The organism is Flavobacterium anhuiense (genome assembly GCF_001705175.1).
In the GTDB taxonomy this organism is placed as follows: Bacteria; Bacteroidota; Bacteroidia; order Flavobacteriales; family Flavobacteriaceae; genus Flavobacterium; species Flavobacterium anhuiense.
The window spans coordinates 3,557,010-3,581,632 of sequence record NZ_CP016907.1; the positions used below are offsets into that span (position 1 = coordinate 3,557,010).

Sequence of the window (24,623 nt, forward strand, 5' to 3'; positions counted from 1 at the left end):
TATGGCTTTTTTGTGCAAGTTCTTTGCCGTTAATTTCAGTTTTTTTGTTTCTCTTTGGCCAGCCAAAGTGGAATCAGTCAGATCGGTTGTTTTATTTAAATTGTCTGATATTAAATAGTTAGTTAGTGTTTTCTCTTTTTATTTTTTTTAAGATTGTTTTATTTGATTTTGGTCGGTGAGGTGGGATTTGGAAGAGAGTGGGATATATTTTATGGCTAAGAGTTTGTAGGTAAGCTATTTGTTGCTCCCTTTTCCAACAAGCGCCTCCATTTCATCATTATGCTTCTGGAATTCTTCCAGCACTTTGCATCTTTGAGCCGACCGCTCTTTCGAACCTTTGATCCCATCGTGTATTATCCCATCTTCTCTTAGTGATACCGTCAACAGTTATTCTGAAATATACAATCCATTCTTTACTTTCTATTTTGGGTCTTTTTAAAAAAATATCCCAAACCAAAACTACTTTCCAACATAATCCTACTTTTTAAATTAATAAATGTAGAATAATATAACTGCCAAATAAAGTCGTTAATCTTGTTAACCCTTATAAAATAAGGGGTTTTTGCTTGTTTCTGGTGCACTTTTCTGTGCGCTGGAAAGTGCACCGATTTTGTACCTTTAATTTTGTGGACATTTATAAATAGTGAAAATAGGCTTAAAACGAAAAAGACCCGCAAATCGTTGAATTTGCAGGTCTTAAGACATTTTTTGTGGCTTTTTGAAAAGTTTGAAAACTTTAAGTTTTCTGGCTTTTCAGCCGTTCCGTGGGGAGAGCAGGATTCGAACCTGCGAAGTTTTCACAGCAGATTTACAGTCTGCCCTCGTTGGCCGCTTGAGTATCTCCCCGAATCTCTAGCGTTGCGCTTATTGTTCTAAGCGGTTGCAAAGATAGGAACGTTTTCTACATTTCCAAACAAATAAAGGACTTAATTTTAAGTTATTTTAAGGTTGTTTTTTAATTCATTGGAATTGAATAAAATAAAAAACCTTCAAATTGTGTTTTTTAAAATTTATTTTTTGAAATAAGAATATTCTTATTGTGTTTTTTGATTTTCTGCTGTAGATTTATTCTTTAATAAAACTTTAACCATTACTTTTATTGATGTTTTGAGTGAATATTAAAGAGGAAACAAATTATTAAATGCTGTTTGAAATAGGGTTTATTCTATTTTTGTAAACATTATATTTTAAATCAGAATTGCTACTTCATTTTGATGAAATTTTACTTTTAAATGGCATATTTCTCAAAACAACAAAAAAATCTCCACTAGGGAGATTTTTTTGTTTTATTTTAAATGTAGAATTATTTAGCTAACAATTCTTGGATTTTTGCTTTAAGTTCAGCACCTCTTAAGTCCTGAGCTACGACTTTTCCTGATGCATCTAGAATGAAAGTTGCAGGAATAGACTCAACATTATATTGTTTTGCAATTGGCTCATCCCAAAATTTAAGATTTGAAACATGAGTCCAAGTCAAACCGTCTTTTGCAATAGCTTCTTTCCATTTTGCCGCGTCTTTATCTAGTGATACTCCAACAATGTTTAATCCTTTAGAATGGAACTCTTTGTATAGAGCTACTACATGAGGGTTTTCTTGTCGGCATGGTCCGCACCAAGAAGCCCAGAAATCTACGATAGTTACTTTGCCTAAGCTTTCTTTAAGCGAAACTACTTTTCCTTCTGGATTTGGAGCAGAAAAATCTGCTCTTCATTTAGCGCTGCCTACTGGTGGAGCTGTAGCACCAACAGACGGCATTTTTGCTTGACCAAATCTAGTTTTGATTTCTTTTCCAGGAGCTGTGTTTTTTAAAGACTCATCCAAACCATTATAAAGTCCTTCTAATTTTTTCATGTCAGCTGTTGGATCATTCAATAAACTTTGGATTATTAAAGCTGTAATGAAAGATTTAGGGTGACCTTCAGCATAAGTCAAATATTTCTTTTTGCTGCTTTCTTGTACTTCTTTCTGAATTTCCATATATTGTTTCATCAAGCCATTGATAACTGCTGTATCTTGCGCTTGTTGAGCTTGTTTCATTTTTTCATTGTTCTTTTTTTGGAAATCAATTAAACTTTTTTGAGTTTTATTCATTTCTTCCATGAAAGCAAAATACTCGTCGTTGTTGTAAGTTCCAGAGATTTTAGATTTGTGGATACTATCTTTATCAATAGCAATATTAATTTCTCCAGTTTCAAGGATGAATGGGATAGGACCATTAGCACCTTGTAAAATTAATGTGTGGAAAGCTGGTTCTGTAACTTTTCCTTTTATTTCAAATTTTCCGTTTTCAACTTTTACTGTATCAAGAGAAACTGGCATTCTCGTAGCAGGGTCCTGACCTTGTAAGATGATAGTTTTTCCGTTTTCAATTCCTGTAGCAGTACCTGTAATAAGGTATTCTCCATCTTTAACTTTGCTGCAAGAAATGATAGCCGCAGAAGCTGTAAGTACAAAAAGTATTTTTTTCATTATAAAAAATTAATTAGTTAATTGATTTGTGTGACAAAAGTATCTAAAAATATAAAACATACAGAATTTTGTAACCTAAAATTTTGTTATAGTTTTTTTAGTCTTAAAACGCATGAAATCAGTGTGTTTGTTGGCTTGATTTGATGAGAAACTCTTAATGTGGAACATATTTGAGAGATCTCTATTCAAATTTTTAAATTTTTGGCATAAAAAAAGCACTCGTTTAATAGAGTGCTTTTTTATAAAATATAGTGTTATAAAACTATTCTTGATTTGTTTTCTTTCTCCAAGTAAAAGCATTTAAAATATGTCTTTTTGCAAATCTTGCAGGAGAATCAGCATTTACCATTTTCACGTAAGTTGCTTTAGGAACACTGATGTATTCATAGACACTTCCGTTAGAAAAGTCAATAATCAAACGCCCTTCAACATATTTAAAATCTGTGATAGAACAAGTCGAAATTGTTTCTGTGTATTCAGGTAAATTAAGTTTAATAGTATCAGGGTGAATACTTACTAAAAAGTGGTAAGCTTCGATAATCGTTTTACTTTTTTCTTCTGCTTCTTTTAAACCAGCTTCATTTCCAACAAATTTATCAGGATGAGATTCTTTCATCGCATTACGATAAATTGTTTTTAAATCTTTTAATTCTGCAGTTTTGTCTACGTTTAGTAACTTGCGGTATTCAACTATTTTTTTCATAAATAAAGGTAACTACTTGTCTATTAGTTTGAAATCGTTCTTTTTTAGTTCAAATCGACAAATTTTTTGCAAAGGTACACTTTTTTTTAACTTTTCAGTTTTGATGTAAAAAATATTCAAGAAAGTTGGGTTATTAAAACATTAACTGAATAGTGAAATCGTTTTTTTTAACCGCAAAGTATGCAAAGAATTACGCAAAGAACGCTAAGATTTTTTTACCGCAAAGCACGCAAAGGTTTACGCAAAGAGCACAAAGTTTTTTTTAAGCAAAATGTTCATAAACATAAAGTTCGCAAAGCTTTATCTACACAAAGCTTTGCAAACTTAAATATTCTCAATTTATAACACTCAGAAAAAATAAACTTAGCGTTCTTTGCGTTAAAAAAAAGCGTTCCAACAAAATATGAAACTTGAAACCTGAAACAAAATAAACCTATTCCGGTTTATGATTGGCCTTATCGAAGTTTCTTGATTTTTTAGGGTATTTATCATAGCTCATGTCGCTTGGGTTTTCGATAACGGATTTTATGGTAATCCAATCGCCGACATTAAATTTCGCTTGAACCATTTTATAGTCTAAAAGATATTCTCCGCAGAAATAATTATTATTTTCATCTTTTTCGATAATGCCGGTAAAAACTCCTTTTTGCGGCATTTTTTGTTCTATATCTTTAGACATGATTTTTTTGTTTTGAATTAAGAAGCAAAGGTAAGCAATTTAGGTTTGTTTTAGGGAGTTCGCCGTAATCTGAGTATATTTGCAGCATGCAGAAAAACTTTAAGCCACATCCTAATTCTTTTAAAAACACTTTTTGTGCTTTTAACGAAGTACTTCCAGATGCCATAAAAGGTTTAAAAAAACAGTTTGAAAGCAAAGCAGGAAGTGCCTATTATTATACGGAAGAAGGAATGTATCGCGTTTCTAATCATTGGGGAAGACTAGCTAATAGTAAGTGGCGCTTGATTGCCCGTGATCCTGAAACAGAATCAAAGACTAAAATTGGTTTTGCGAAATGGACAGAATTTTATCCCGATAATGCAACTGATAAACTGTATTATATAGAAGCCGATTTCGAAAAAAATCTAGCCAATTATCAGCATAAAAATAATCCTGAATATGATGGAAAAGCGGTGTTGAGAACAAGTGCTGAAACCACAAAAAGATTAAAACAGATTAGAAATCTGCAACAACTGACCAATTGGGCAAAGCATTTTGATTATGATGATATTGATGATTTACGAAAACAGCTTATCAACGAATTAATTTTTACTGAAAAAACTTTGGAACAAATTAAAAGAAATGTATAATGGGACGCAATAACGAAAAAAACATCAAAAAGCACAACGATAAATTGCACAAAGCCGAGGCAAAAGCCAAACAAGCAGAAATTGCCCGAAAAGAAAAATTAAAAGAAATCGTGAAGAAATTCAACGAAAGTAAAAACGAAGAGTAAAATATTTGTTTCAGGTTTCAGGTTTCAAGTTACAAGTTACAAGTTAACGAAGCGAAACTCAAACTTGAAACCTGAAACTTGAAACAAAACAAACAATAAACAAATGAATAGTAAATTCGAAAACCTAAAAGCAAACGTACAGGAAATCATTGATTTGATTGCTGCGAAAAACGACAGAGAAGCAAACAACAAATTGTTGGAAGTAAGTGAAACATTGGATGAAATGATTGATTTTGCTGAGAAGGATGAAGAAGTGAGAGAAATTACCCGTTATCAAGTTTTGCTAAATCAGCTTCATGTAAAAATTAATGGAGAAGAACCAGTCGATGGAGAGTAAAAAATGTTTCTGCGATACAGGACTGTTATTTGAAAACTGTTGCGGACTGTATCTAAATGGCGGTCAAAAAGCGCCTACAGCATTGGCTTTAATGCGTTCCAGATATTCGGCATATGCCACTCATAATGCCGATTATTTGATGGAAACTACTTATGTTTCGGAAAGAAAGTATTATTCAAAGCCCGAAATTTTAAGATGGGCAGTTTCCAATAAATGGCAGAAATTAGAAATTCTAAGCTTTTCAGAAAATACAGTAGAATTCAAAGCTTATTTTTTAGATTCAGATAATAAACCGCAAGTGCATTATGAATTTTCTACTTTTAAATTCGAAAATGAGGCTTGGTATTATTTGGATGGAAAGTTTGAATAATTATTACATCTAACACTGTTAGTTGAGATTTTTGGTTAAATATTTTAACTAAAAATTAATAAACGTTTCGTTTTTCATAATTCCAAAAAGATGTAATTTTAGATTTATGAAAAACGAATTTAAAAAAGGCTTTTATTTTAAGACTTACGAAGCTCCTTTTCAGTCTCCGTTTGACAAACTTTTTACGATTTTTAAAGAGTTGATCACCCATACTTCGGGTGATTTTGATGAAGCCATCAACTGGCTTCGGGAACTGGACAAAGAATACAAACTTACCGACGAGAACTATACTATTGACGATTTTATCGAAGACCTTAAGAAAAAAGGGTACATCAGAGATGAAGTAAAAGGTGATGGAAGTTCTGGTTTTGGCATTACAGCAAAAACTGAAAGAGCCATTAGACAGCAAGCGTTGGATCAGATTTTCGGAAACTTGAAAAAATCTGGAAACGGAAATCATAAAACAAAATATGCTGGAAGCGGCGATGAACACACAGGAGAATTCCGCGAATATAATTTTGGAGACAGTTTAGAGAGAATCTCATTGACGGAAAGTCTTCGAAATGCTCAAGTCAATAATGGTGTTGAAAGTTTTATGCTGACTGAAAACGATTTGATTGTAGAAGATGCTCAGTATAAAGCTCAAATGAGTACCGTTTTGATGATCGACATTAGCCACAGTATGATTTTGTATGGCGAAGACCGAATTACTCCTGCGAAAAAAGTTGCCATGGCGTTGGCTGAGTTAATCACAACAAGATACCCAAAAGATACGTTAGATATTTTGGTTTTTGGAAATGATGCCTGGACCATTCCGATAAAAGATTTGCCGTATTTGCAAGTTGGACCTTATCATACCAATACAGTTGCGGGTTTGCAATTGGCGATGGATATTTTGCGAAGAAAGCGAAATACCAACAAGCAGATTTTTATGATTACTGACGGAAAACCAAGTTGCGTTCGTGAGCGAGATGGTTCTTATTATATGAATAGTAATGGTTTGGATGAATACATTGTCGATAAATGTTATACTCAGGCGCAACAGGCAAGAAAACTCCATATTCCGATTACGACTTTTATGATTGCGAGAGATCCGTATTTACAGCGTTTTGTAAATCAGTTTACTGAGGCTAATCAAGGGAAAGCATTTTATACCGGAATTAAAGGTTTGGGTGAAATGATTTTTGAGGATTATGAAGCAAATAGGAAGAAGAGGATTAAATAGGGTTGCTAGGATACTAAGGTTCTGAATAGCAAGTAACAAAGAGACAAAGTGATAAAGGTTTCTTTTGAAGATGAATATAAGCAACGAATATCGTAGAGAAGCACTGTAGTGAGTCTAACCCATTAATTGTCATGCTGAGCGGAGTCGAAGCACACATCAATAAACAAATAAAAACTATATTTCAACACAATGGAAATAAAAACTATAAAGACATTAGGTCAATTAAAAGCCGCTGGATATAAAAGTACAAGCATTAAAGACGAATTGCGAAATAATCTTCGTGAAAAAATCAAATCGGGAAAACCTGTTTTTGAAGGTGTTCACGGATTCGAAAATACCGTAATTCCAGAATTGGAACGTGCAATTTTATCTCGTCATAATATCAATTTGTTGGGACTTCGCGGACAAGCGAAAACGCGTTTGGCTCGTAAAATGGTCGAATTATTGGATGAATATATTCCGTTTGTGGAAGGTTCAGAAATCAATGACGATCCGTTACATCCGATTTCTCGTTTTGCAAAGGATTTAATCGCAGAAAAAGGAGATGAAACGCCAATTGCATGGCTGCACAGAAGTGAACGTTTCTTCGAAAAACTGGCTACACCAGATGTAACGGTTGCCGATTTAATTGGCGATGTTGACCCAATTAAAGCAGCAAATTTAAAACTGTCTTATGCAGACGATCGCGTAATACACTTCGGAATGATTCCAAGAGCGAATCGCTGTATTTTTGTAATCAACGAATTACCCGATTTGCAAGCCAGAATTCAAGTGGCATTATTTAATATTCTGCAAGAAGGCGATATTCAAATTAGAGGTTTTAAATTGAGAATGCCTCTCGATATGCAGTTTGTTTTCACAGCAAATCCGGAAGATTACACCAATAGAGGAAGTATTGTAACGCCTTTAAAAGATAGAATCGGTTCTCAGATTCTTACGCATTATCCAGAAAGTATCGAAATTGCAAGAACGATTACAGAACAAGAATCAAAATTAGATAAAAACCAAACCGACGTTGTTTACGTTCCGAGTTTGGCCAGAGATATTTTAGAGCAAATCAGTTTTGAAGCCCGAGAAAGCGAATACATCGACAATAAAAGTGGTGTAAGTGCCAGAATGAGTATTACAGCTTTCGAAAATTTAATCAGTACTGCAGAACGCCGTGCCTTAATTTCTGGTGTTGATAAAACCACTTTGCGTTTGTCTGATTTTATCGGAATCATTCCAGCCATTACAGGAAAAGTAGAATTGGTTTACGAAGGAGAGCAGGAGGGAGCTGATGTTGTAGCGGAAAGTCTGATTGGATCTGCGATTAGAACTTTATTCCCAGAATATTTCCCTAAAATAGAAAAATTAGAAAAGCCAGACGAAAAAACGCCATATTCTGATATTGTAGAATGGTTTTTCGCGGAAAGCGGATTTGAATTATTAGATGACGCTTCTGATGCAGAATACAAAAGTATTTTAGATGAAGTAACGCCACTGGATGAATTATTAAAGAAATACCAGCCACAATTAGCAAAGGAAGATGTTTATTTTATGAAAGAATTCATCCTTTGGGGGTTGGTTGAATATAAAAAACTGAGTAAAGACCGTTTTGCAAAAGGAAATCAGTTTAGAGATATTTACGGAAGTTATATTAGTAAGTTCTAAAAAATGAGATGAAGTTTTTTTTAACACATAGAAACATAGTTTTTGCAAATTGAGAAAAAGGCCTTTCACTAATTTAAATTCACATAGCTATGTGTTAAAGCTTGCTTTTTTTGCAATCTTAAACAGAAAGAATAAAATCTATGATTCTATGTGTTTAAATTAAATTTTATTGAATTGCATTAAAACTTAATCTGGTCTAGCTGGTTTTTTAAAACTGGCTGGACTTTTTTATTTTGCAATACTTACTTTTACAATCCAAATATAAATTTATGTTGTTTCTTATTTTAAGCATCTTATGCAGCGTTACAGTTGGCGTTATATTCAAAATTTCAAGAAAGTATAATGCTAATCCTTCTCAGATAATTTCATTCAATTATATAGCGGCAATTGCACTTTGCTATTTTACTTTTAATCCAAATCTTAAGGAATTAGATCATAATGCGCCATTAGAAATTTATACTTCTGTTGGAATTTTACTTCCAATATTATTTCTTTTTCTCGCACTTTCGATAAAATATATGGGAATTGCAAAGACAGATGCTGCACAAAGATTATCATTGTTTATTTCGATTTTGGCGGCTTGGCTGTTATTTAATGAAGGATTTAATAGTTATAAGGTAATTGGAGTTTTAGTTGGATTTGCAGCACTTTTATTTATCTTAAAAAAGCCATCAGACAACGCAGAAAACAAATGGATTTATCCAGCAATAGTTTTACTTGGTTTTGGAATAATAGACATTCTTTTTAAGAAAATAGCTTTGTATACTGTAGTTCCTTATACAACATCTTTATTTTTTGTTTTCTTAATTGCTTTTGCCGTTTCTATTGTAATCGTGCTGTATAAGCTATTTATAGCGAAAGAAAATTTTGTTCTAAAAAGCATTCCTTTCGGAATATTGGTTGGAATTTTCAACTTCGGGAATATATTATTCTATTTAAAAGCGCATAAAGCATTTGCAGAAAATCCATCGACAGTTTTTGCCGGAATGAATATGGGGGTAATTATTTTAGGAACTCTAATTGGCGCTTTTTTCTTCAAAGAAAAACTATCTAAAATCAATATTTTAGGACTGTTTTTAGCTCTTATAGCGGTTGTTTTTATATTTTTATCGCAATTGCAGTAATTTTTTTTAGTTTGTAATCCTTTAATTTACAGCTGTTTTTGTAAGTAAATTGAAAATGTTTTAAATTAACTCTACTAATTCTATAGAATTTATAAATATAATTTTGTAGCTTTGTCTCAACAATGAAAAACTATAGTCAAAATATAAGAACGTCTTTTCCATGCTGCTTTGCGATGTGCTGCATGATGAATCACGTTTTGAAATGGCGTTAATAGAGAAAGTACTTGTTAGTTATTTTTTTTTTAGCCTTTCATTGCACCATGAAAGGCTTTTTTTTGAATCGTTAAAAAATCAAGATATGAGAACCAACAGAAATATGAAAATTTTGATGCGCCGCTGCTTAATCAAGATTCCGTGTTGCAACTAGGAGACAGAGTATAAAATAGACACAATCTTCAGAGAGAAGGTTGATAAACATAAAAAAATAACCCAAACCTAAAAACTATATAGTATGAGCTCAGAAATTATAAAACACAATCCGTTTCAATCTATGATTGATCGCTTTAATATCGCTGCAGATATTTTGAATTTAGATGAATCTATTAAACAAAAACTGCAGCGCCCAGAAAAACAAATTACGGTAAACTTTTCCATTACTTTAGATAACGGAAACGTTCAAAATTTTGAAGGATATCGTGTAATTCACAACACCGCTTTAGGACCTTCAAAAGGAGGAATCCGTTATGATACCGGTGTTAATTTGGATGAGGTAAAAGCACTTGCCGCCTGGATGACCTGGAAATCTGCTGTAACTGGAATTCCATTTGGTGGAGCAAAAGGCGGCATTATTTGCGATCCTAGAAACCATTCTAAAACTGAATTAGAAAAAATTACAAGAGCTTACACCAAAGCTTTAGCTGATATTTTTGGACCAGAAAAAGATGTTCCTGCGCCAGATATGGGAACGGGCCCAGACGAAATGGGCTGGCTGATGGATGAGTTTTCAATACTGCACGGAAGGCCAATTCATGCGGTTGTAACAGGAAAACACCTTCATTCTGGCGGATCTTTAGGTAGAGTAGAAGCAACGGGAAGAGGCGTAAGCATCATTACGATTTTGGCGCTTCAAAAATTAAAAATCAGACCGGCAAGAGCTACAGCAGCAATTCAAGGATTTGGAAATGTTGGATTACACTCTGCTTTATTCCTGCATGAAAAAGGAGTGAAAATTGTAGCAGTAAGCGATGTTTCTGAAGCATTTTATAATCCGAATGGGATTAATATTCCAGAACTGATATTGTATTACAACTTGAATAATAAGACTATAAAAGGATATCCAAATTCAGTTGCCATAAAACATGAAGATTTATTGCTTTTGGATGTTGATGTTTTAATTCCAGCTGCTAAAGAAGATGTTATTACGCACAAAAATGCAGGCGATATTCAAGCCAGAATTATTGTTGAAGGTGCTAATGGCCCAGTTGCTTCAGATGCAGATCAGATTTTGCATGATAAAAATATATTAGTTGTTCCTGATATCTTAGCCAATGCAGGCGGTGTGACCGTTTCTTATTTCGAATGGCTTCAGAATTCGCTTTTGGAGTCTTGGAGAATCCATCAGATTAATAAACGTCTGGAGGATATATTAGAAAAAGGTTTTGAAACTGTTTTTAGAGTGGCAGTAAAACACAATGTAACGCCTCGTATTGCTGCTTATATTATTGCTTTGAAAAAAGTAGCCGAAACACAATCGGTAAAAGAAGTGGCTTTGGAAGCTCCTTTGTTTAAGCAGAATTAAATCAGGTTTATTTCGTAAAAGATCATTTTCGTTGATTACGTTTTTTGTCTGCTGAAAACGGAATTGATGGAAATGTCTTTTTCGTTTGATTATTAAAAGAAAATTATTAAACACATAGAAACATAGTTTTTGTTAGTCTATAAAGGCGTTTCACTAATTTGAATACACATAGCTATGTGTTAAAGCTTGCTTTTTTTGTAATCTCAAGAAGAGGAAAACAATAAAAATCTATGTTCCTATGTGTTAAAATTATATTACCCAACATAATTTTTAGAATCGAAAAGCATCACATAAATGAAAAACATCAATTTTCTAGCATTTGCTATGCCGGCCTTTTTTCTTTTTTTGTTTTTAGAATATAAGCTTGCCCAACGCAGAAAAAGGCCTGAAATTTTTAATTATGAAAGTTCCGTTTCCAATATTTCCATCGGAATTGCAGAACGTTTGATTAACCTATTTGTTGCGGCCAGCTTTTATCAGTTGTATTATTTGATTTATGACGATTATAGAATATTTGAGATTCCGAGCAATGCCTTGGTTTGGTTTGCATTAATTCTAGCTACTGATTTTGTCTGGTATTGGTATCATAGATTAGGGCATGAGGTCAATTTTTTCTGGGCGGCACATATTGTTCATCATCACAGTGAAGAATTTAATTTTACGGCTGCGGCCAGAATTACTACATTTCAAGCTATCATCAGAACGGGATTTTGGTGTGTGCTGCCTTTAATCGGTTTTCATCCAAGTATGGTGATTACCATGCTGATTGTGCATGGCGCTTACTCCTTTTTTACGCATACCCAGCTCATCGGAAAAATAAAATGGTTGGAATATGTTTTTGTAACGCCTTCTGTTCACGGAGTGCATCATGCTTCTGACGAAAAATATCTGGATAAAAACTATGGCGATATGTTCACTTTTTGGGATCGTCTTTTTGGAACTTTCCAAACCGAAGAAGAAAAACCAAAATATGGATTAACGCATCCGCTGAAAAGCTATAGTTTCTTGTGGCAACATTTTCATTATTACTTCGAAATCTACGAATTATGGAAACGCTCCAGCGGATTCAAAGCCAGATGGAATGCCATTTTTGGTAGCCCTGCCGATATGGATCAGGATATTCGTCCGATTCTCGAGAAACGTTTTCTGCAAGATAAAGCAGCTCCAAATCAGAGACTTCGATTTAAAAATTACCTATATATACAATTAGGCATCTGCACGCTTATTTTAACTGTTTTCACTTATTATTTTGATTATTTGGACTTGTATGATAAAGTTTTTGTGCTTTCGCTAGTAATTATAACCTTAATCAATTGCGGAGCTCTATTAGAACAACGAAAATGGATTTATTATCTTGAATATACTAGGTTAGCGATGATTTCGACTTACTTTTTATATGAAGAAGATTTAATCGCATTTTTCTTTGTTCCGATTGCTGCTATGATTTTTGCAGAACAATTGTTTTCATTGAGTACCATTTATCAAAATACCATTTTGCAATTGGAATCAGGGGAATAACTTTTTTTTAGCCACGAATTCACGAATTATTTTTTAATATCTATTCGCGTAATTGTTGCTTACAAATTTCACGTATCATTTTCAATAAAAATTCGTGAATTCGTCGCTAAAAAAACTTAGCATCTTAGATTGTCTTAATCTCCATAATCTTCTGCTCAAAAGTATCTTTAAAATCAGATTTGCTTTTAATTCTGGTTTTGTACGTGTAAATGGTAGCTACAGAAAGTTCCAGAAATTCAGCCATTTGACTGCTGTCTTGGATTCCTAACCTGTATAAAGCAAAAATTCGTAATTCGGTATTCAAAAGCTCGCCTTTTTTGACAATGCATTTATGATCGTTCGGGAATAATTTATTGAAATCCGTTACGAATGTAGGGAACAGCTTCAAGAAGATTTCATCGAACTGATGAAACAGATTTTCTCGTTCCTCCTTAACATTATAACGTTTCAAACTCGCAATAACTTCATCTGTTTTTTTGGTGATGATTTTATGAAGCGTACTTTTTTGGATATGATCTATTTTATTGATGAAAGCCGAAGTAGCTTTGATAAAATAAGTAATATATTCTTCTTTAATTGCATTGGCTTCGCTCAAACTCACATTCATTTCCTGCAATTGCAAATACGAATCGGCCATGATTTTTCTCGCTTTGTTTTTTTCTTTTAATTGCTTGAAAATGATGCCGAGAAAAACAAAAATAATGACCGTTAAGATTGTCAAAAGAATAATAATTTTCTCCAGCTTATCATTCTTATCCTTTACATTATTTAGCTGTGCTTTTTCTATAATAGGTAAAATCGACGAAATCTCAATTTTTCGATGTCTTGCATTATAAAAAGTGGCATCATCCATTGCGATGTTGATGTATTCGTTTGCTTTATCCAGATAACCCATTTTAAAGAGTTCGTTGGCTAAATTTCGAAGTGCTACGGTTTCTTTCGTAGCGTTTTTAACATCGGCAATTGCGGCGAGTGCCAGGTATTGAATGGCTTTTTTGGTATAACCTCTTTCGGAATAAATATAACCAAGACTCGAAGTTGCGATTCCATAATAGTCTGGAGGCAGATTATAGTTGTTAATCCAATAGCTGAAAGCAAATTCGGCGCCTCTCCAGTCCTGTTGTTTCAAGCGTTTCAAACTTTCTGCCGCCCAATATTCATTGGTATTTGTTCCGATTAATTCTAAAGCTTTTTTAAGAAAATGGTTTCCTTGCTGTATATAATGAATATTAAAACGCTGATCACTGCTATAATCGGCCAAATCATAATAAGCACGCGCTTTGATGCTGTAATATTCAAATTTATTTTTGATCTCTAATTGGCTTTCATCAACCACATTTAAAGTATCAATTGCTTCTTTAAAAAGTCCAGAAGAAAGGAGGACGAAGCCTTCTTTTATTCGGCTTTTGGCTAAATGTTTTGGGTTTTTTAAAACTTTTGCTTTGATTTTTGCCTGATCTAAATAATAATACGCCGAATCATATTTAAAAGATTTGTATTCGTCAAACAATGACATATAGCAATTGTATAGTTCTTCATTATTCTGACTAAGGGTAAACTTTGATATATTTTTCTTTAAAGATTCAATTTTTCGATATTTCTGTTTCAGATAAACCTCTTTTTTCAAGAGCGCTTGATCTAATTCTTCTAAATAAGGATTTGTCTCTTTTGCAGTAAGAGAAAAAATGCCTAGGAAGAAAAACAGCATCCATATTCTTTGCATGATTTGTTTTGGTTTAGGGAAAAAGATTGGTTGATAGATATAATTAGTTAATAGGTTTTAAAAATAAGAATAAGTTTGAGATTAAGCTAAACCTGTTTTTTAAGTGTTGTAAAATGTTTAATAACATCGCTTTAAAGGGGATTTTCAGGGTGAAAATAAGCTGTAAATGTTAAAAACAGGTAAATTATTTGCAATTATACAATAAAAAGTAGTTATATATATGCATAGTGAAAAAAATATACTTATTATTTTACATATTGTCATTTTTACCATTTAAAAACCGCTACTTTTTATCTTAACACTATCTTGATTTTTTGTTTATGTTTAAAATTGTAAACTGTTGAATTTTAAGTATTTAAGTGTTTTATTGTTTGAATTTCATCTTGATTTTTCTCAGATTTTTTTTTTAGGATTTATTTAAGGTCTAGTTTCGCTGTATCCTTTTGAAGGGGATAACAAACTAACGAAAACCAAAAATTTATGAAATGTAAAAGTCTTTATTGGCTAGCTTTTATGATGTGTTTCTTTGCGATCGGATGCGATAACACAGATGACGGAAGCTACGTAGAACCGATTACTCTTTATGAAAAAGTAAATGGAAATTGGGGATTAACAAATCTGAAAATGGTTGATGAAGTTGCGAAAGCAAATAAGATCGAACCAAACGAAGAAAACTTGAGTACTTATTTTAACTACGAAGATTTTAAAATCAAATTTAACGTAGATGAAAAGAACAATCCAACAAGTTATGAAGTAACAGGAGATGTCCCTCCGTTATTTGCTCCTAAAGGATATTGGGCATTAAGCTCAGATTTTCAGCAGACCAATGGTGTTGGAACAAAAATCTATTTGTACAGTGATGCTCAAAAAATGCAGAAAACAGATGAATTGAGATTGGTTTCAGTTCCAGGTAAAACCAAAGAAATGCAGATTCAATTGACACATGCTTCTGGAGGTGTAGATTTTGTGTCTTATGTGTTTAAATTAAATGCTATTAATTAAAAAGTAACATGAAAAAGTTTATATATACAATTTTACTTGCCTTGTTGATGGCTCCTAATTTTATTCAGGCACAAGAAGCCGCTGGAGCTGTAGGGCCTATATCGTCATTTCCTGTTGTGTACAAATATGATGAACAAGTTACGTGGTATTTTGACATGTCGGCGTCGACATTTGCTGAAACAGAAGATTTATACATCTGGATTTGGTCTCCATCTGAACCAGATGCTGGACACTGGGAAAACTCTTCTGACTTTGCAAAATTAAAATATGAAGGAAATAAAATCTGGAGTTTTACTTTAACTCCAACAGTTTATTTTTCTAAAACTCCAGAACAAATAGCTAAGAGCGATGGATTTTGGTTTCGTTTGAAAAACAAAAACGGATCTAAACAGAGTGATGTTGCCAATGTGCCATATACTGATTTTTCATCTTTTTATACAGCAAATGAGTTAATCAGATCTTATCCTTCCAAACCTTTGATTGATAAACCGGTAAGTATTTTATTCAATTCAAATTTAAAAGATGGTTTTGCAGGTGTGCCAAGTGTTCACTTTCATAGTGGTCTAAACAACTGGGCTGTTTTGCAAGAATATCAGGCTTGGATTCCAGAAGTTTCTGAAAAGACAAAATTGAAAGATCTTGGAAATGGTTTCTACAGAATGGATTTGATTCCACAGCAATACTACAATACCGAGCCAGGTTTTGTGATGGAAAACATCACTTTCCTTATGGTAGCAAAAGATTGGACCACAAATTCTGGCGATCAGATTATTTATGCCGGAGAATTTATTCCGCCGCCGCCGCCAAGTTTTGCTTTCTTTCCATCACAAATTAGCCAAAAGGATTTTCTTGGAATGTCGCGAAAAAATAACGAGGTAGGGGTAAACAAATTGATCTACACGATTACAGCTGGACCAAAAACGATTTCTGGTGAGTTTACAGGGGGAACTTCAGAAATTAAAGGTTTTGTCAATTTAGTTTCAGAACTAAATGGAGTTCCAAATTTAAGTGAAATCCACGTTTTGGTAAAAGATAATAAAGACAAAACAATTTCGGATACGACGATTCCGCTTAAAACTTTAGATAAATAATCACTATTAAATTAAAACACCAATTCTAATGAATAGTAAAAATAAAAAAAGCGTCCTGCATCAAATGTGGACTGCTAAAGGAGCGGTATTGATGATTTTTATGCTTTTTCTTTCTGCCAGCACTTTCGCGCAGACGAAAAAACAAATCTCAGGAACCGTTTATGACAATACAGGTACGGTATTGCCGGGAGCTTCTATCATTGAAGTAGGAACAAAAAACGGAACTACAACAGATTTTGATGGTAAATTCAGTCTTCAGGTAGCCGTAGGAGGTGCAATTGAAGTTTCGTTTATCGGATCAACAACACAGAAAATCCAAATTACCGGAAGTACTTCTAACGTTGAGGTTCGTCTGCAAAATGACGGCTATACTTTAGCAGAAGTTCAAGTAGTTTCTGTGGGTTATGGAAAGGTGAAAAAATCAGATTTGACAGGAGCAATTTCGACTGTTGGAGCAGATGATTTAGTAAAAGGAAACATTTCTTCTACAGAGCAGGTTTTGCAAGGAAAAGTCGCAGGATTGAATATTATTCGTCCTTCTGGAGATCCTGCGGCGGGTTCTACAATCCGTCTTCGTGGAGGAACTTCTTTAACAGCAAGCAATAGTCCGCTAATCGTTGTGGATGGAATTGCTGGTGTTGACATAAACGTGGTTCAACCTTCAGACATTAAATCGGTGGACGTTCTTAAAGATGCTTCGGCAACTGCAATCTATGGTTCTCGTGGTGCAAACGGAGTAATCATGATTACAACAAAATCTGGAACAAAAGGAGTTTCTGTTGTATACAACGGACAAACTGGGATAGGTTACGTAAATGATAACTTAGATTTATTATCTGCAAACCAATGGAGAGGATATGTTCGTCAGAATCAAATTGCAGATGCGGTTGATTATGGAGCAAATACAAATTGGCAAAAAGCAATTGAGCAGACAGCAATTTCTCAGTCTCATACTTTAAGCATCAATTCTGGAAAAGCAGATAGCGGTTTTAGAACTTCGCTTTCTTACCTAAACAACGAAGGAGTTATTAAAAAGTCAGGTTTAGAAAGATTAAGCGGCAATGTTAGCGCTTACCAATTTTTGGGAGACAACAAAGAAGTAAAATTTGATATGGGTTTATTTGCAAATATTGACAAATGGCATCCAATCGATTACAGAATTTTTGAAAGAGCATACAACTTAAATCCGACAATTCCAGTTTACGATGCCAACGGAAATTTTAGTGTGGTAACAGGAAATATTTACGAAAATCCAGTTGAGATTTTAACTAACAGAACTTTCGATAATGAGAGACACAGACTTTTAGGTTATTTTAAAACAGATGTAAAATTCTTGAATGACTTTACTGCTACAGCGAATATTTCGTTAGAACATAATGCTGTAAAAGGAGGCACTTACAAACCATCTTATGCAGTTATGGAAGGACAGACTGAAGGCGGTTTTGCACAAAGAACGTATGCAGAATATACCAATGCACAAGGTGAACTTTATGTAAACTACAGCAAAGTGATAGACAAACATAACATTAGTGCTTTAGCCGGTTATTCTTACCTTGAAAATATCTACGAAGGTTTTGGAGCGCAAAGAGGCGGATTTGTAACAGATGCTTTCAGCTATAACAATTTAGGAGCTGGTTACAATTACCGTTTGAGTGATGTTTATTCATACAAAGGAAAATCAAATTTAGTTTCTTTCTATGCTCGTGCTAACTACGGTTACGATGGCAAATATTTATTGACAGCAACGGTAAGACGTGATGGATCTAGCCGTTTTGGAGAAAACAATAAATGGGGAACTTTTCCATCTGCTTCTGCTGCGTGGAGAATTTCTAACGAAGAATTTATGGAATCTTCAAAAGGATGGTTGGATAATTTAAAACTTAGAGTAGGATACGGAGTTACAGGAAATCAGGACGGAATTGGTGAGTACAAATCACTTTCTATTTTAGGAGTTGGAAACGACAGTTACTACGATCCAGTTACAAAAACTTGGAGTTTGGCTTATTCTCCAAAACAAAACCCGAATCCTGACTTGAAATGGGAATCTACAGAACAAGTTAATATTGGTTTCGATTTTGGACTTTTCAACAGAATTACAGGATCTTTTGAATGGTATTCTAAAACAACCAAAGATTTGTTATATACATACGAAGTGCCTCAGCCTCCATATTTAGTAGGAACAATGCTGGCAAACGTTGGTGAAATGTCAAACAAAGGGGTAGAATTAACTTTGAATGCTGACATTATTCGAGGAGATAAATTCAATTGGAATGCTAATTTAACTCTTGGACACAACGTTCAGAAAATTGAAAAACTGTCAAACCCAACCTATAAAACAGATGTTATCTATAGCGGATCTCTTCATGGTTTAGCAGGTATGTCTGGACAATATTCTCAAATTATTGCTGAAGGATATCCTGTTGGAACTTTCTGGGGATTCAAAAATGCTGGTTTAGATGCTAACGGAAAAATTCAGTATTACAATGCAGCAGGACAAGTTGTTGAGGAAAGCGCTTTGGTTGATGCAGACAAAACAGATTTAGGAAACATTCAGCCAGATTTGACTTTAGGTATCGGAATGAATTTTACTTACGGAAATTTTGATCTTGGATTTTCTGGATACGGAATGTTTGGACAAAAAGCTTTAAATGCTACCAACATGATGCTAAACGATCCGAACAGACTGCCTGCTTTTAATGTGCCAGATTCTTTCTTAAGCAGCGGTATTACTTCTGCCCCTAAGTATTCTGATTACTGGATTGAAGATGCTTCTTTCTTTAGACTTCAGACTTTGACTTTTGGTTATACTTTGCCATTGAAATACAAGAAATCTAAATTTAGAATGTATGTAATGGGAGAAAACTTATTTGTAATTACAGGTTACAAAGGTGTAGATCCAGAAATTGGCTTAAATGCTCAAGATGGTACAGATCAAACCGGATTGGCAGCTCCTGGTATTGATAAATACAACAATTATCCTCGACCAACTACAATTTCTGTTGGACTAAATTTTACGCTGAATAACTAAGCGAATTGATAACCATAAAATATTAAAAATGAAAATCAAAATAACAGCAGCCCTACTTTTAAGCATGCTTTTTACGGTATCATGTACTGATTTGGACGAACAGTTGTATAATCAGGTAGAAGACGGAAATTTTGGAAACACAACCAAAGAAATTGATGCGCTGGTAGGTGGAGCTTATTCTTCGTTAAGAGGATTCTCCGATGCAATCTCAAATAATTTTCCAACTTGCGAATATGTTTTCTTTTTGAATGAAGTAGTTTCAGATGAAGCTACAATTCCAACAAGAGGTACAAACTGGTACGATGGAGGACAATATCAAGATGCTCAAAAACATACTTGGAAATCAGATAACAGAATGATTCTTTCGGCTTGGCGATACAATTATACCGGAATCGCGAAAATCAACGCGATTATTTATCAGATCAATAAATCATCTTTGTCAGATAAAGCAAAAGCGCCAATCTTTGCCGAATTAAAAGCGCTTAGAGCCTATTACTACTACAATCTTTTAGATTTGTTCGGAAATGTGCCAATTGTAACCAATTTTGAGGATACAGACCTTCCGTCTAATTCAACAAGGAAACAAGTGTATGATTTTGTCGAAAAAGAGTTAACAGATGCTATTCCGTATTTAAATCCAAATGTGGTGTATTCTAAATTCACTAGAAACGTAGCATATGCTGTTTTAGCTAGACTATATTTAAATTCAGAAGCATTTATAGGTCAGCCGCGTTGGCAGGATTGTTTAGATATGTGCCAGAAAATTACAGGTTACAGCTTAACACCAGATTTCTTCGCCAATTTCGTGACAGAAAACCAAACTTCTCCTGAAATTATTTTTGCAATCCCTTACGATTCAAAAGCAGGAACAGTTGGAAATTACATGAACTCAATGTCTTGCCACTACAACCAAAAATTGGCTATTTCTGCAATACCAAACAATTATCCTTGGAGTGCAAACGGAATGTGCGCGCAGCCGGGCGTTTACTCAGCTTTTGCAGACACAGACAAAAGAAAAAAATGTATGCTAGAAGGCGATCAAATCAATCTTGCAACAGGTTCTGTGATTATGATGGACAACGGAGAACCGTTAACCTATACAGAGAATCTGACAAGTTTAGAAGATGCAAAAGAGAATGAAGGGGTTCGTTTGGCAAAATATGAAATGAAAGCAGGAGAACAATGGGAGCGTGATCATGATTTTGTATTAATCCGTTATGCAGAAATCTTGATGATGCAGGCAGAATGTTACGTTCGTTTAGGTTCGCCAGATTTAGCTAGACCATTTGTACAGCAAGTGGCGTCTCGTGCAGGCGAAGAATTGCCTGCAACAATTGACCTTGCGTTCATAGATCAAGAGTTGTTGAAAGAATTCACATTTGAAGGGCGAAGAAGAACAGATAATATCCGTTTCGGAACGTTCTTCCAGCCATGGTGGTCAAAAGGTACGACTGAGAAATACAGAGCAATTTTCCCAATTCCGAGTACTGTTTTAACTACCAATAAAAATCTAAAACAAAATCCTGGGTATCCAAATTAGGTTACTAGAATGTCAGTCTTCCATGTTGGTTAGTCGTGGAAGGCTGACATGTTTTTAAATGTTGCATTAAATAGATCGACAGTGCTTAAAATATGTTTAACACATAGAAACATAGGTTTTTATGTGTAAAAAAGGAAAAGGAAAGAAACTAGTTTCTCACACATAGTCCCGATAGCTATCGGGATGTATTTATGTAAGTGAAAAGCCTTTTTCTAAGTTTCAAAAAGCTATGTTTCTATGTGTTTAAATTATTAAGTAAATAAAATAGTATCTCAATATGAAAAGATATATCACATCGTTGGTTTTCGGTTTGATGAGCATTGTGATGGCTGCCGGCTGCAGCAGCGATGACAAAGGTCCAGACAAACCAGTAGAACCAGAAAAAATAGCACCTGTTGCGATTGAGAAAACCAACAGCACCAAGATTTATATGCACTATATGCCGTGGTTTGAAACCAACGAAAGTAGTGCCGATAAAAAATGGGGATATCATTGGACAATGGCAAACAAAAATCCGAACAATATAGGAGCAAATGGCCGAAGAGAAATTGCATCGTATTATTATCCGCTGATTGGACCTTATCACTCAGGCGATAAAAATGTGATTGAGAATCATTTGCTGTTGATGAAATATTCAGGAATTGATGGAGTTTTAATCGACTGGTATGGCACTTACGATGTAAATGATTATAGAATGGTTAAAGAAAATACAGATCAGCTTATTGAAATGCTTGACAAAGTAGGTTTGGAATATGCCATTGTATACGAAGATCGATTTTTGACGAATGTTGTCAATGCAGGAAAAGCAATTTCAGTAACTGGTGCAGCAAAAACAGATCTGGTTTATGTAGAAAAGAATTATTTTTCTGATGCTAATTATATTAAGATCAATGGCAAACCGCTTTTAATGAATTTTGGACCAATTGTTCTAAAGACCCCAGCTGAATGGACAAATGTTTTTAATACTTTAACAGCAAAACCAACTTTCTTGACACTTTGGGATCACTCTTCAATGGCAGGAGAAAATGCTTCTGGCGAATATGCTTGGGTATACAAAGACAACAGTTACCTCACAAATTTCTATACCAATACCAAACCAAAATTGAGCGTAGCAATGGGAAGTGCTTATCCAGGTTTTAAAGACTTTTATGCTGAAGGCGGAGGTGGCGCAGCGATAGGTTGGACGATTGATCATAACAATGGAGCAACGCTTGATGAAACTCTTGCTTTAGCCAAAAATGCCAATGTAAATTACCTGCAGCTAATTACGTGGAATGATTTCGGAGAAGGAACCATGATGGAGCCAACAGTGGAATTTGGCTATTCTTTTATCGAAAGAATAAAAACTTTCTCTGGAGTAAAAAATACAGAAAGCGTATTTCCAGATATCAGCAAATTGTATGATTTACGCGTACAGAAAAAAGGAAATGTCGAAATCCAGAAAAAACTCGACCAAGCGTTTAATTATTTTGTTTCAATGCAGCCAGCAAAAGCAAAACAAGTAATAAACGAAATAAAATAGAGCTGTAATTAATACAATTTTAAATAATGAAAAACAGAAAATATAGATACTGTCTATTGGCTTTTGCATCAATGCTTATTATGGCTTGCAGTACTAAAAAAACGTATAAAATCAGTTCTCCTGAAAAAATCTCTGAATTAACCTTTGAATTGACACCTTCTGGACAACCGCAATACAGTTTTTCTTCTAATGGAAAATCGGTTATTGAGCCTTCTCTCATGGGATTTGAATTTCAAGGTTTAGCAAAAATGACTGATGGTTTTGAAGTCGTTTCGACAGAAGAAAAATCGGCAGATGAAACTTGGGAACAGCCTTGGGGTGAATTCAAAAAAGTAAGAGATCATCATAACGAACTGATTGTTCACTTAAAAGAAGCAAAAGGTGAGGAGCGTCTAGTTGATATCATTTTCAGGGTTTTTGATGATGGTGTCGGATTTCGTTATGAATTTCCAAAACAGCCTCATTTAGGAAAAGTAAAAATCTCTAATGAAGTAACGCAATTTACATTTAAAGACAACAATGACGTTTGGTGGATTCCAGTTCACCGCGAAAACAGTTATTACGAAAGCGAATACCGCAAAACCTTAATGAGTAAAACAGATACGATCAATACGCCAGCAACTTTTGAAACTAAAGACAAATTGTATGTAGCCATTCATGAAGCCAACCTAACAGATTTTGCCTCAATGACGCTTTTGAAAACTACAGACAAACAATACAAAAGTGATTTAGTGCCGTGGGCTGATGGTGTAAAAGTATACGCAGAAACGCCTTTTAAAACGCCTTGGAGAACTATTGTTGTGGGTAAAACTCCTGGTGAGGTAGCAACTTCAACCATTATGCTAAACCTGAACGAACCTTCAAAAATTGAAGACTTATCTTGGATCACTCCATCTAAATATATTGGAATTTGGTGGGGAATGCATTTGGAAAAATACACTTGGGGACAAGGTCCAAAACATGGGGCCACAACCAAGAACACAAAAGAGTACATCGATTTTGCTGCTAAAAACGGTTTTGACGGAGTTTTGGTTGAAGGATGGAATGAAGGTTGGGATGGCGACTGGACAGCTGACGGCAATACATTTAGTTTTGTAAAAGCTTATCCGGATTTTAATTTGGAAGAAATTACAAAATATGCTGCCATGAAAAATGTTCGTTTAATCGGACATCATGAAACAGCTGGAGCAACCAAAAATTATGAAAACCAGTTGGAAGATGCGTTCAAATTGTATCAGAAAATGGGCGTGAATTCGGTTAAAACGGGTTATGTAAACAAATATTTGGACAAAAAAGAATGGCATGATAGCCAATATGGCGCTCGTCATTATAGAAAAGTAATCGAAACGGCAGCTAAATATCACATTATGATTGATAACCACGAACCGATGAAAGGAACGGGTTTACAGCGTACATATCCAAACTTCATGTCGCAAGAAGGGGGAAGAGGGCAGGAATACAACGCATGGTCTGTAGACGGAGGAAATACGCCTGAGCATTTAACAACTCTGCCTTTTACAAGAATGCTTTCTGGACCATTTGATTATACACCAGGGAACTTCAATTTTGATTATAAAACGCCATCTGGAGCAAAAGTGCAAACCACTTTAGCAAATCAATTGGCATTGTATGTGATTATTTTCAGTCCGTTGCAAATGGCATCTGATTTACCTGAAAATTATGAAGGCAAACCAGAATTTCAATTCATAAAAGATGTGCCTTGCACTTGGTCTGACACGAAAGTTTTAGATTCTAAAATTGGAGAATACGCTACAATTGCCCGCAAAGATTGGGATGAAAAGAATTGGTATTTAGGATCGATCACTAATAGAAATGCAAGAGATTTAAAAGTTGCTTTATCTTTTTTAGATAAAGACAAAGAATACGAAGCAGAAATCTACGCAGATGGTCCCGGAGCAAATTATAAAACTAATCCATATCCAGTTACAATCTCTAAACAAAAAGTAAACAGCAAAACTGTTTTAAATATCAAATTGGCAGCTGGCGGAGGAGCTGCAGTGAAATTCTCTCCAATCAAAAAATAGTTTTTTAAGATTCTAAGAATCTAATTTTATGAGATTTAAATTTATAAAGTTTTATTTTGAGTTAAGTTAAGTAAGTTTAA

The 24,623-nt window shown here is 34.3% G+C and carries 19 protein-coding genes, 1 tRNA gene and 1 pseudogene; 15 read left to right on the forward strand and 6 right to left on the reverse strand.

Annotated elements, in window-relative coordinates; genetic code table 11:
• Positions 1-765: 765 nt before the first annotated feature.
• The 5 genes and pseudogenes from BB050_RS15515 to BB050_RS15535 form a co-directional block, all read right to left on the reverse strand.
• A tRNA-Tyr gene (locus tag BB050_RS15515) sits at positions 766-846 on the reverse strand.
• 457 nt (positions 847-1,303) lie between these two features.
• Positions 1,304-1,642 (reverse strand): annotated as a pseudogene (locus BB050_RS21750) (TlpA family protein disulfide reductase); the annotation flags it as partial.
• Between the two features lie 66 nt (positions 1,643-1,708).
• Positions 1,709-2,470, reverse strand: coding sequence for a DUF4369 domain-containing protein (locus BB050_RS15525; RefSeq protein ID WP_008467816.1), 762 nt, complete (start codon positions 2,468-2,470; stop codon positions 1,709-1,711).
• A 262-nt stretch (positions 2,471-2,732) separates the two neighbouring features.
• Positions 2,733-3,173, reverse strand: a complete 441-nt coding sequence (locus BB050_RS15530; protein ID WP_008467814.1) for a KTSC domain-containing protein — start codon at positions 3,171-3,173, stop codon at positions 2,733-2,735.
• A 433-nt stretch (positions 3,174-3,606) separates the two neighbouring features.
• Entirely contained in the window at positions 3,607-3,852 is a 246-nt protein-coding gene (locus tag BB050_RS15535) for a hypothetical protein (RefSeq protein ID WP_008467813.1), read from the reverse strand.
• Between the two features lie 86 nt (positions 3,853-3,938).
• Between BB050_RS15535 and BB050_RS15540 the strand changes: the two genes are divergently transcribed.
• From BB050_RS15540 to BB050_RS15575, 9 genes are all read left to right on the forward strand, one after another.
• Positions 3,939-4,481 carry a hypothetical protein gene (locus tag BB050_RS15540; RefSeq protein ID WP_066034180.1) on the forward strand — a complete coding sequence of 181 codons (543 nt, stop codon included), beginning with the start codon at positions 3,939-3,941 and terminating at the stop codon, positions 4,479-4,481.
• Positions 4,481-4,627, forward strand: a complete 147-nt coding sequence (locus tag BB050_RS21900) for a hypothetical protein (RefSeq protein ID WP_164085590.1) — start codon at positions 4,481-4,483, stop codon at positions 4,625-4,627. Before BB050_RS15540 ends, BB050_RS21900 begins: the two co-directional genes overlap by 1 nt.
• A 103-nt stretch (positions 4,628-4,730) precedes the next feature.
• The gene (locus BB050_RS15545; protein ID WP_066034181.1) at positions 4,731-4,964 is read left to right on the forward strand and encodes a hypothetical protein; all 234 of its coding nucleotides are present in this window, start codon (positions 4,731-4,733) and stop codon (positions 4,962-4,964) included.
• Complete coding sequence (locus BB050_RS15550; RefSeq protein WP_066034182.1) at positions 4,954-5,334, forward strand: YchJ family protein; 381 nt, start codon at positions 4,954-4,956, stop codon at positions 5,332-5,334. The genes BB050_RS15545 and BB050_RS15550 overlap by 11 nt, the downstream gene beginning before the upstream one ends.
• A 106-nt stretch (positions 5,335-5,440) precedes the next feature.
• Positions 5,441-6,559: a vWA domain-containing protein gene (locus BB050_RS15555; RefSeq protein WP_008467804.1), complete on the forward strand. Its 1,119-nt coding sequence runs from the start codon at positions 5,441-5,443 to the stop codon at positions 6,557-6,559.
• A 189-nt stretch (positions 6,560-6,748) separates the two neighbouring features.
• Positions 6,749-8,212 carry a magnesium chelatase gene (locus BB050_RS15560; protein ID WP_066034183.1) on the forward strand — a complete coding sequence of 488 codons (1,464 nt, stop codon included), beginning with the start codon at positions 6,749-6,751 and terminating at the stop codon, positions 8,210-8,212.
• 269 nt (positions 8,213-8,481) lie between these two features.
• Entirely contained in the window at positions 8,482-9,336 is an 855-nt protein-coding gene (locus tag BB050_RS15565; RefSeq protein WP_066034184.1) for an EamA family transporter, read from the forward strand.
• 451 nt (positions 9,337-9,787) lie between these two features.
• Positions 9,788-11,074 (forward strand): Glu/Leu/Phe/Val family dehydrogenase, encoded by a 1,287-nt coding sequence (locus BB050_RS15570; RefSeq protein ID WP_170830266.1) that lies wholly within the window; start codon positions 9,788-9,790, stop codon positions 11,072-11,074.
• Between the two features lie 294 nt (positions 11,075-11,368).
• On the forward strand, positions 11,369-12,592 hold the full coding sequence (locus BB050_RS15575) for a sterol desaturase family protein (RefSeq protein WP_066034186.1): 1,224 nt from the start codon (positions 11,369-11,371) through the stop codon (positions 12,590-12,592).
• 124 nt (positions 12,593-12,716) lie between these two features.
• Here BB050_RS15575 and BB050_RS15580 read toward each other — a convergent pair whose 3' ends face one another.
• On the reverse strand, positions 12,717-14,315 hold the full coding sequence (locus tag BB050_RS15580; RefSeq protein ID WP_066034187.1) for a DUF6377 domain-containing protein: 1,599 nt from the start codon (positions 14,313-14,315) through the stop codon (positions 12,717-12,719).
• Positions 14,316-14,795: 480 nt separating this feature from the next.
• Here BB050_RS15580 and BB050_RS15585 point away from each other — a divergent pair, with 480 nt between their 5' ends.
• The 6 genes from BB050_RS15585 to BB050_RS15610 all read left to right on the forward strand — a co-directional run bounded on the left by BB050_RS15585 (position 14,796) and on the right by BB050_RS15610 (position 24,543).
• Complete coding sequence (locus BB050_RS15585; RefSeq protein ID WP_066034188.1) at positions 14,796-15,317, forward strand: DUF5004 domain-containing protein; 522 nt, start codon at positions 14,796-14,798, stop codon at positions 15,315-15,317.
• 8 nt (positions 15,318-15,325) lie between these two features.
• Positions 15,326-16,408, forward strand: coding sequence for a hypothetical protein (locus BB050_RS15590; RefSeq protein WP_008467788.1), 1,083 nt, complete (start codon positions 15,326-15,328; stop codon positions 16,406-16,408).
• A gap of 28 nt (positions 16,409-16,436) precedes the next feature.
• Positions 16,437-19,436, forward strand: coding sequence for a SusC/RagA family TonB-linked outer membrane protein (locus BB050_RS15595; protein WP_236940339.1), 3,000 nt, complete (start codon positions 16,437-16,439; stop codon positions 19,434-19,436).
• A 28-nt stretch (positions 19,437-19,464) separates the two neighbouring features.
• On the forward strand, positions 19,465-20,976 hold the full coding sequence (locus BB050_RS15600; RefSeq protein ID WP_008467783.1) for a RagB/SusD family nutrient uptake outer membrane protein: 1,512 nt from the start codon (positions 19,465-19,467) through the stop codon (positions 20,974-20,976).
• 277 nt (positions 20,977-21,253) lie between these two features.
• The gene (locus tag BB050_RS15605) at positions 21,254-22,498 is read left to right on the forward strand and encodes a glycoside hydrolase family 99 protein (RefSeq protein ID WP_066034190.1); all 1,245 of its coding nucleotides are present in this window, start codon (positions 21,254-21,256) and stop codon (positions 22,496-22,498) included.
• 26 nt (positions 22,499-22,524) lie between these two features.
• Positions 22,525-24,543 (forward strand): glycoside hydrolase family 97 protein, encoded by a 2,019-nt coding sequence (locus BB050_RS15610; protein ID WP_066034191.1) that lies wholly within the window; start codon positions 22,525-22,527, stop codon positions 24,541-24,543.
• The last annotated feature ends 80 nt before the right edge of the window (positions 24,544-24,623 follow it).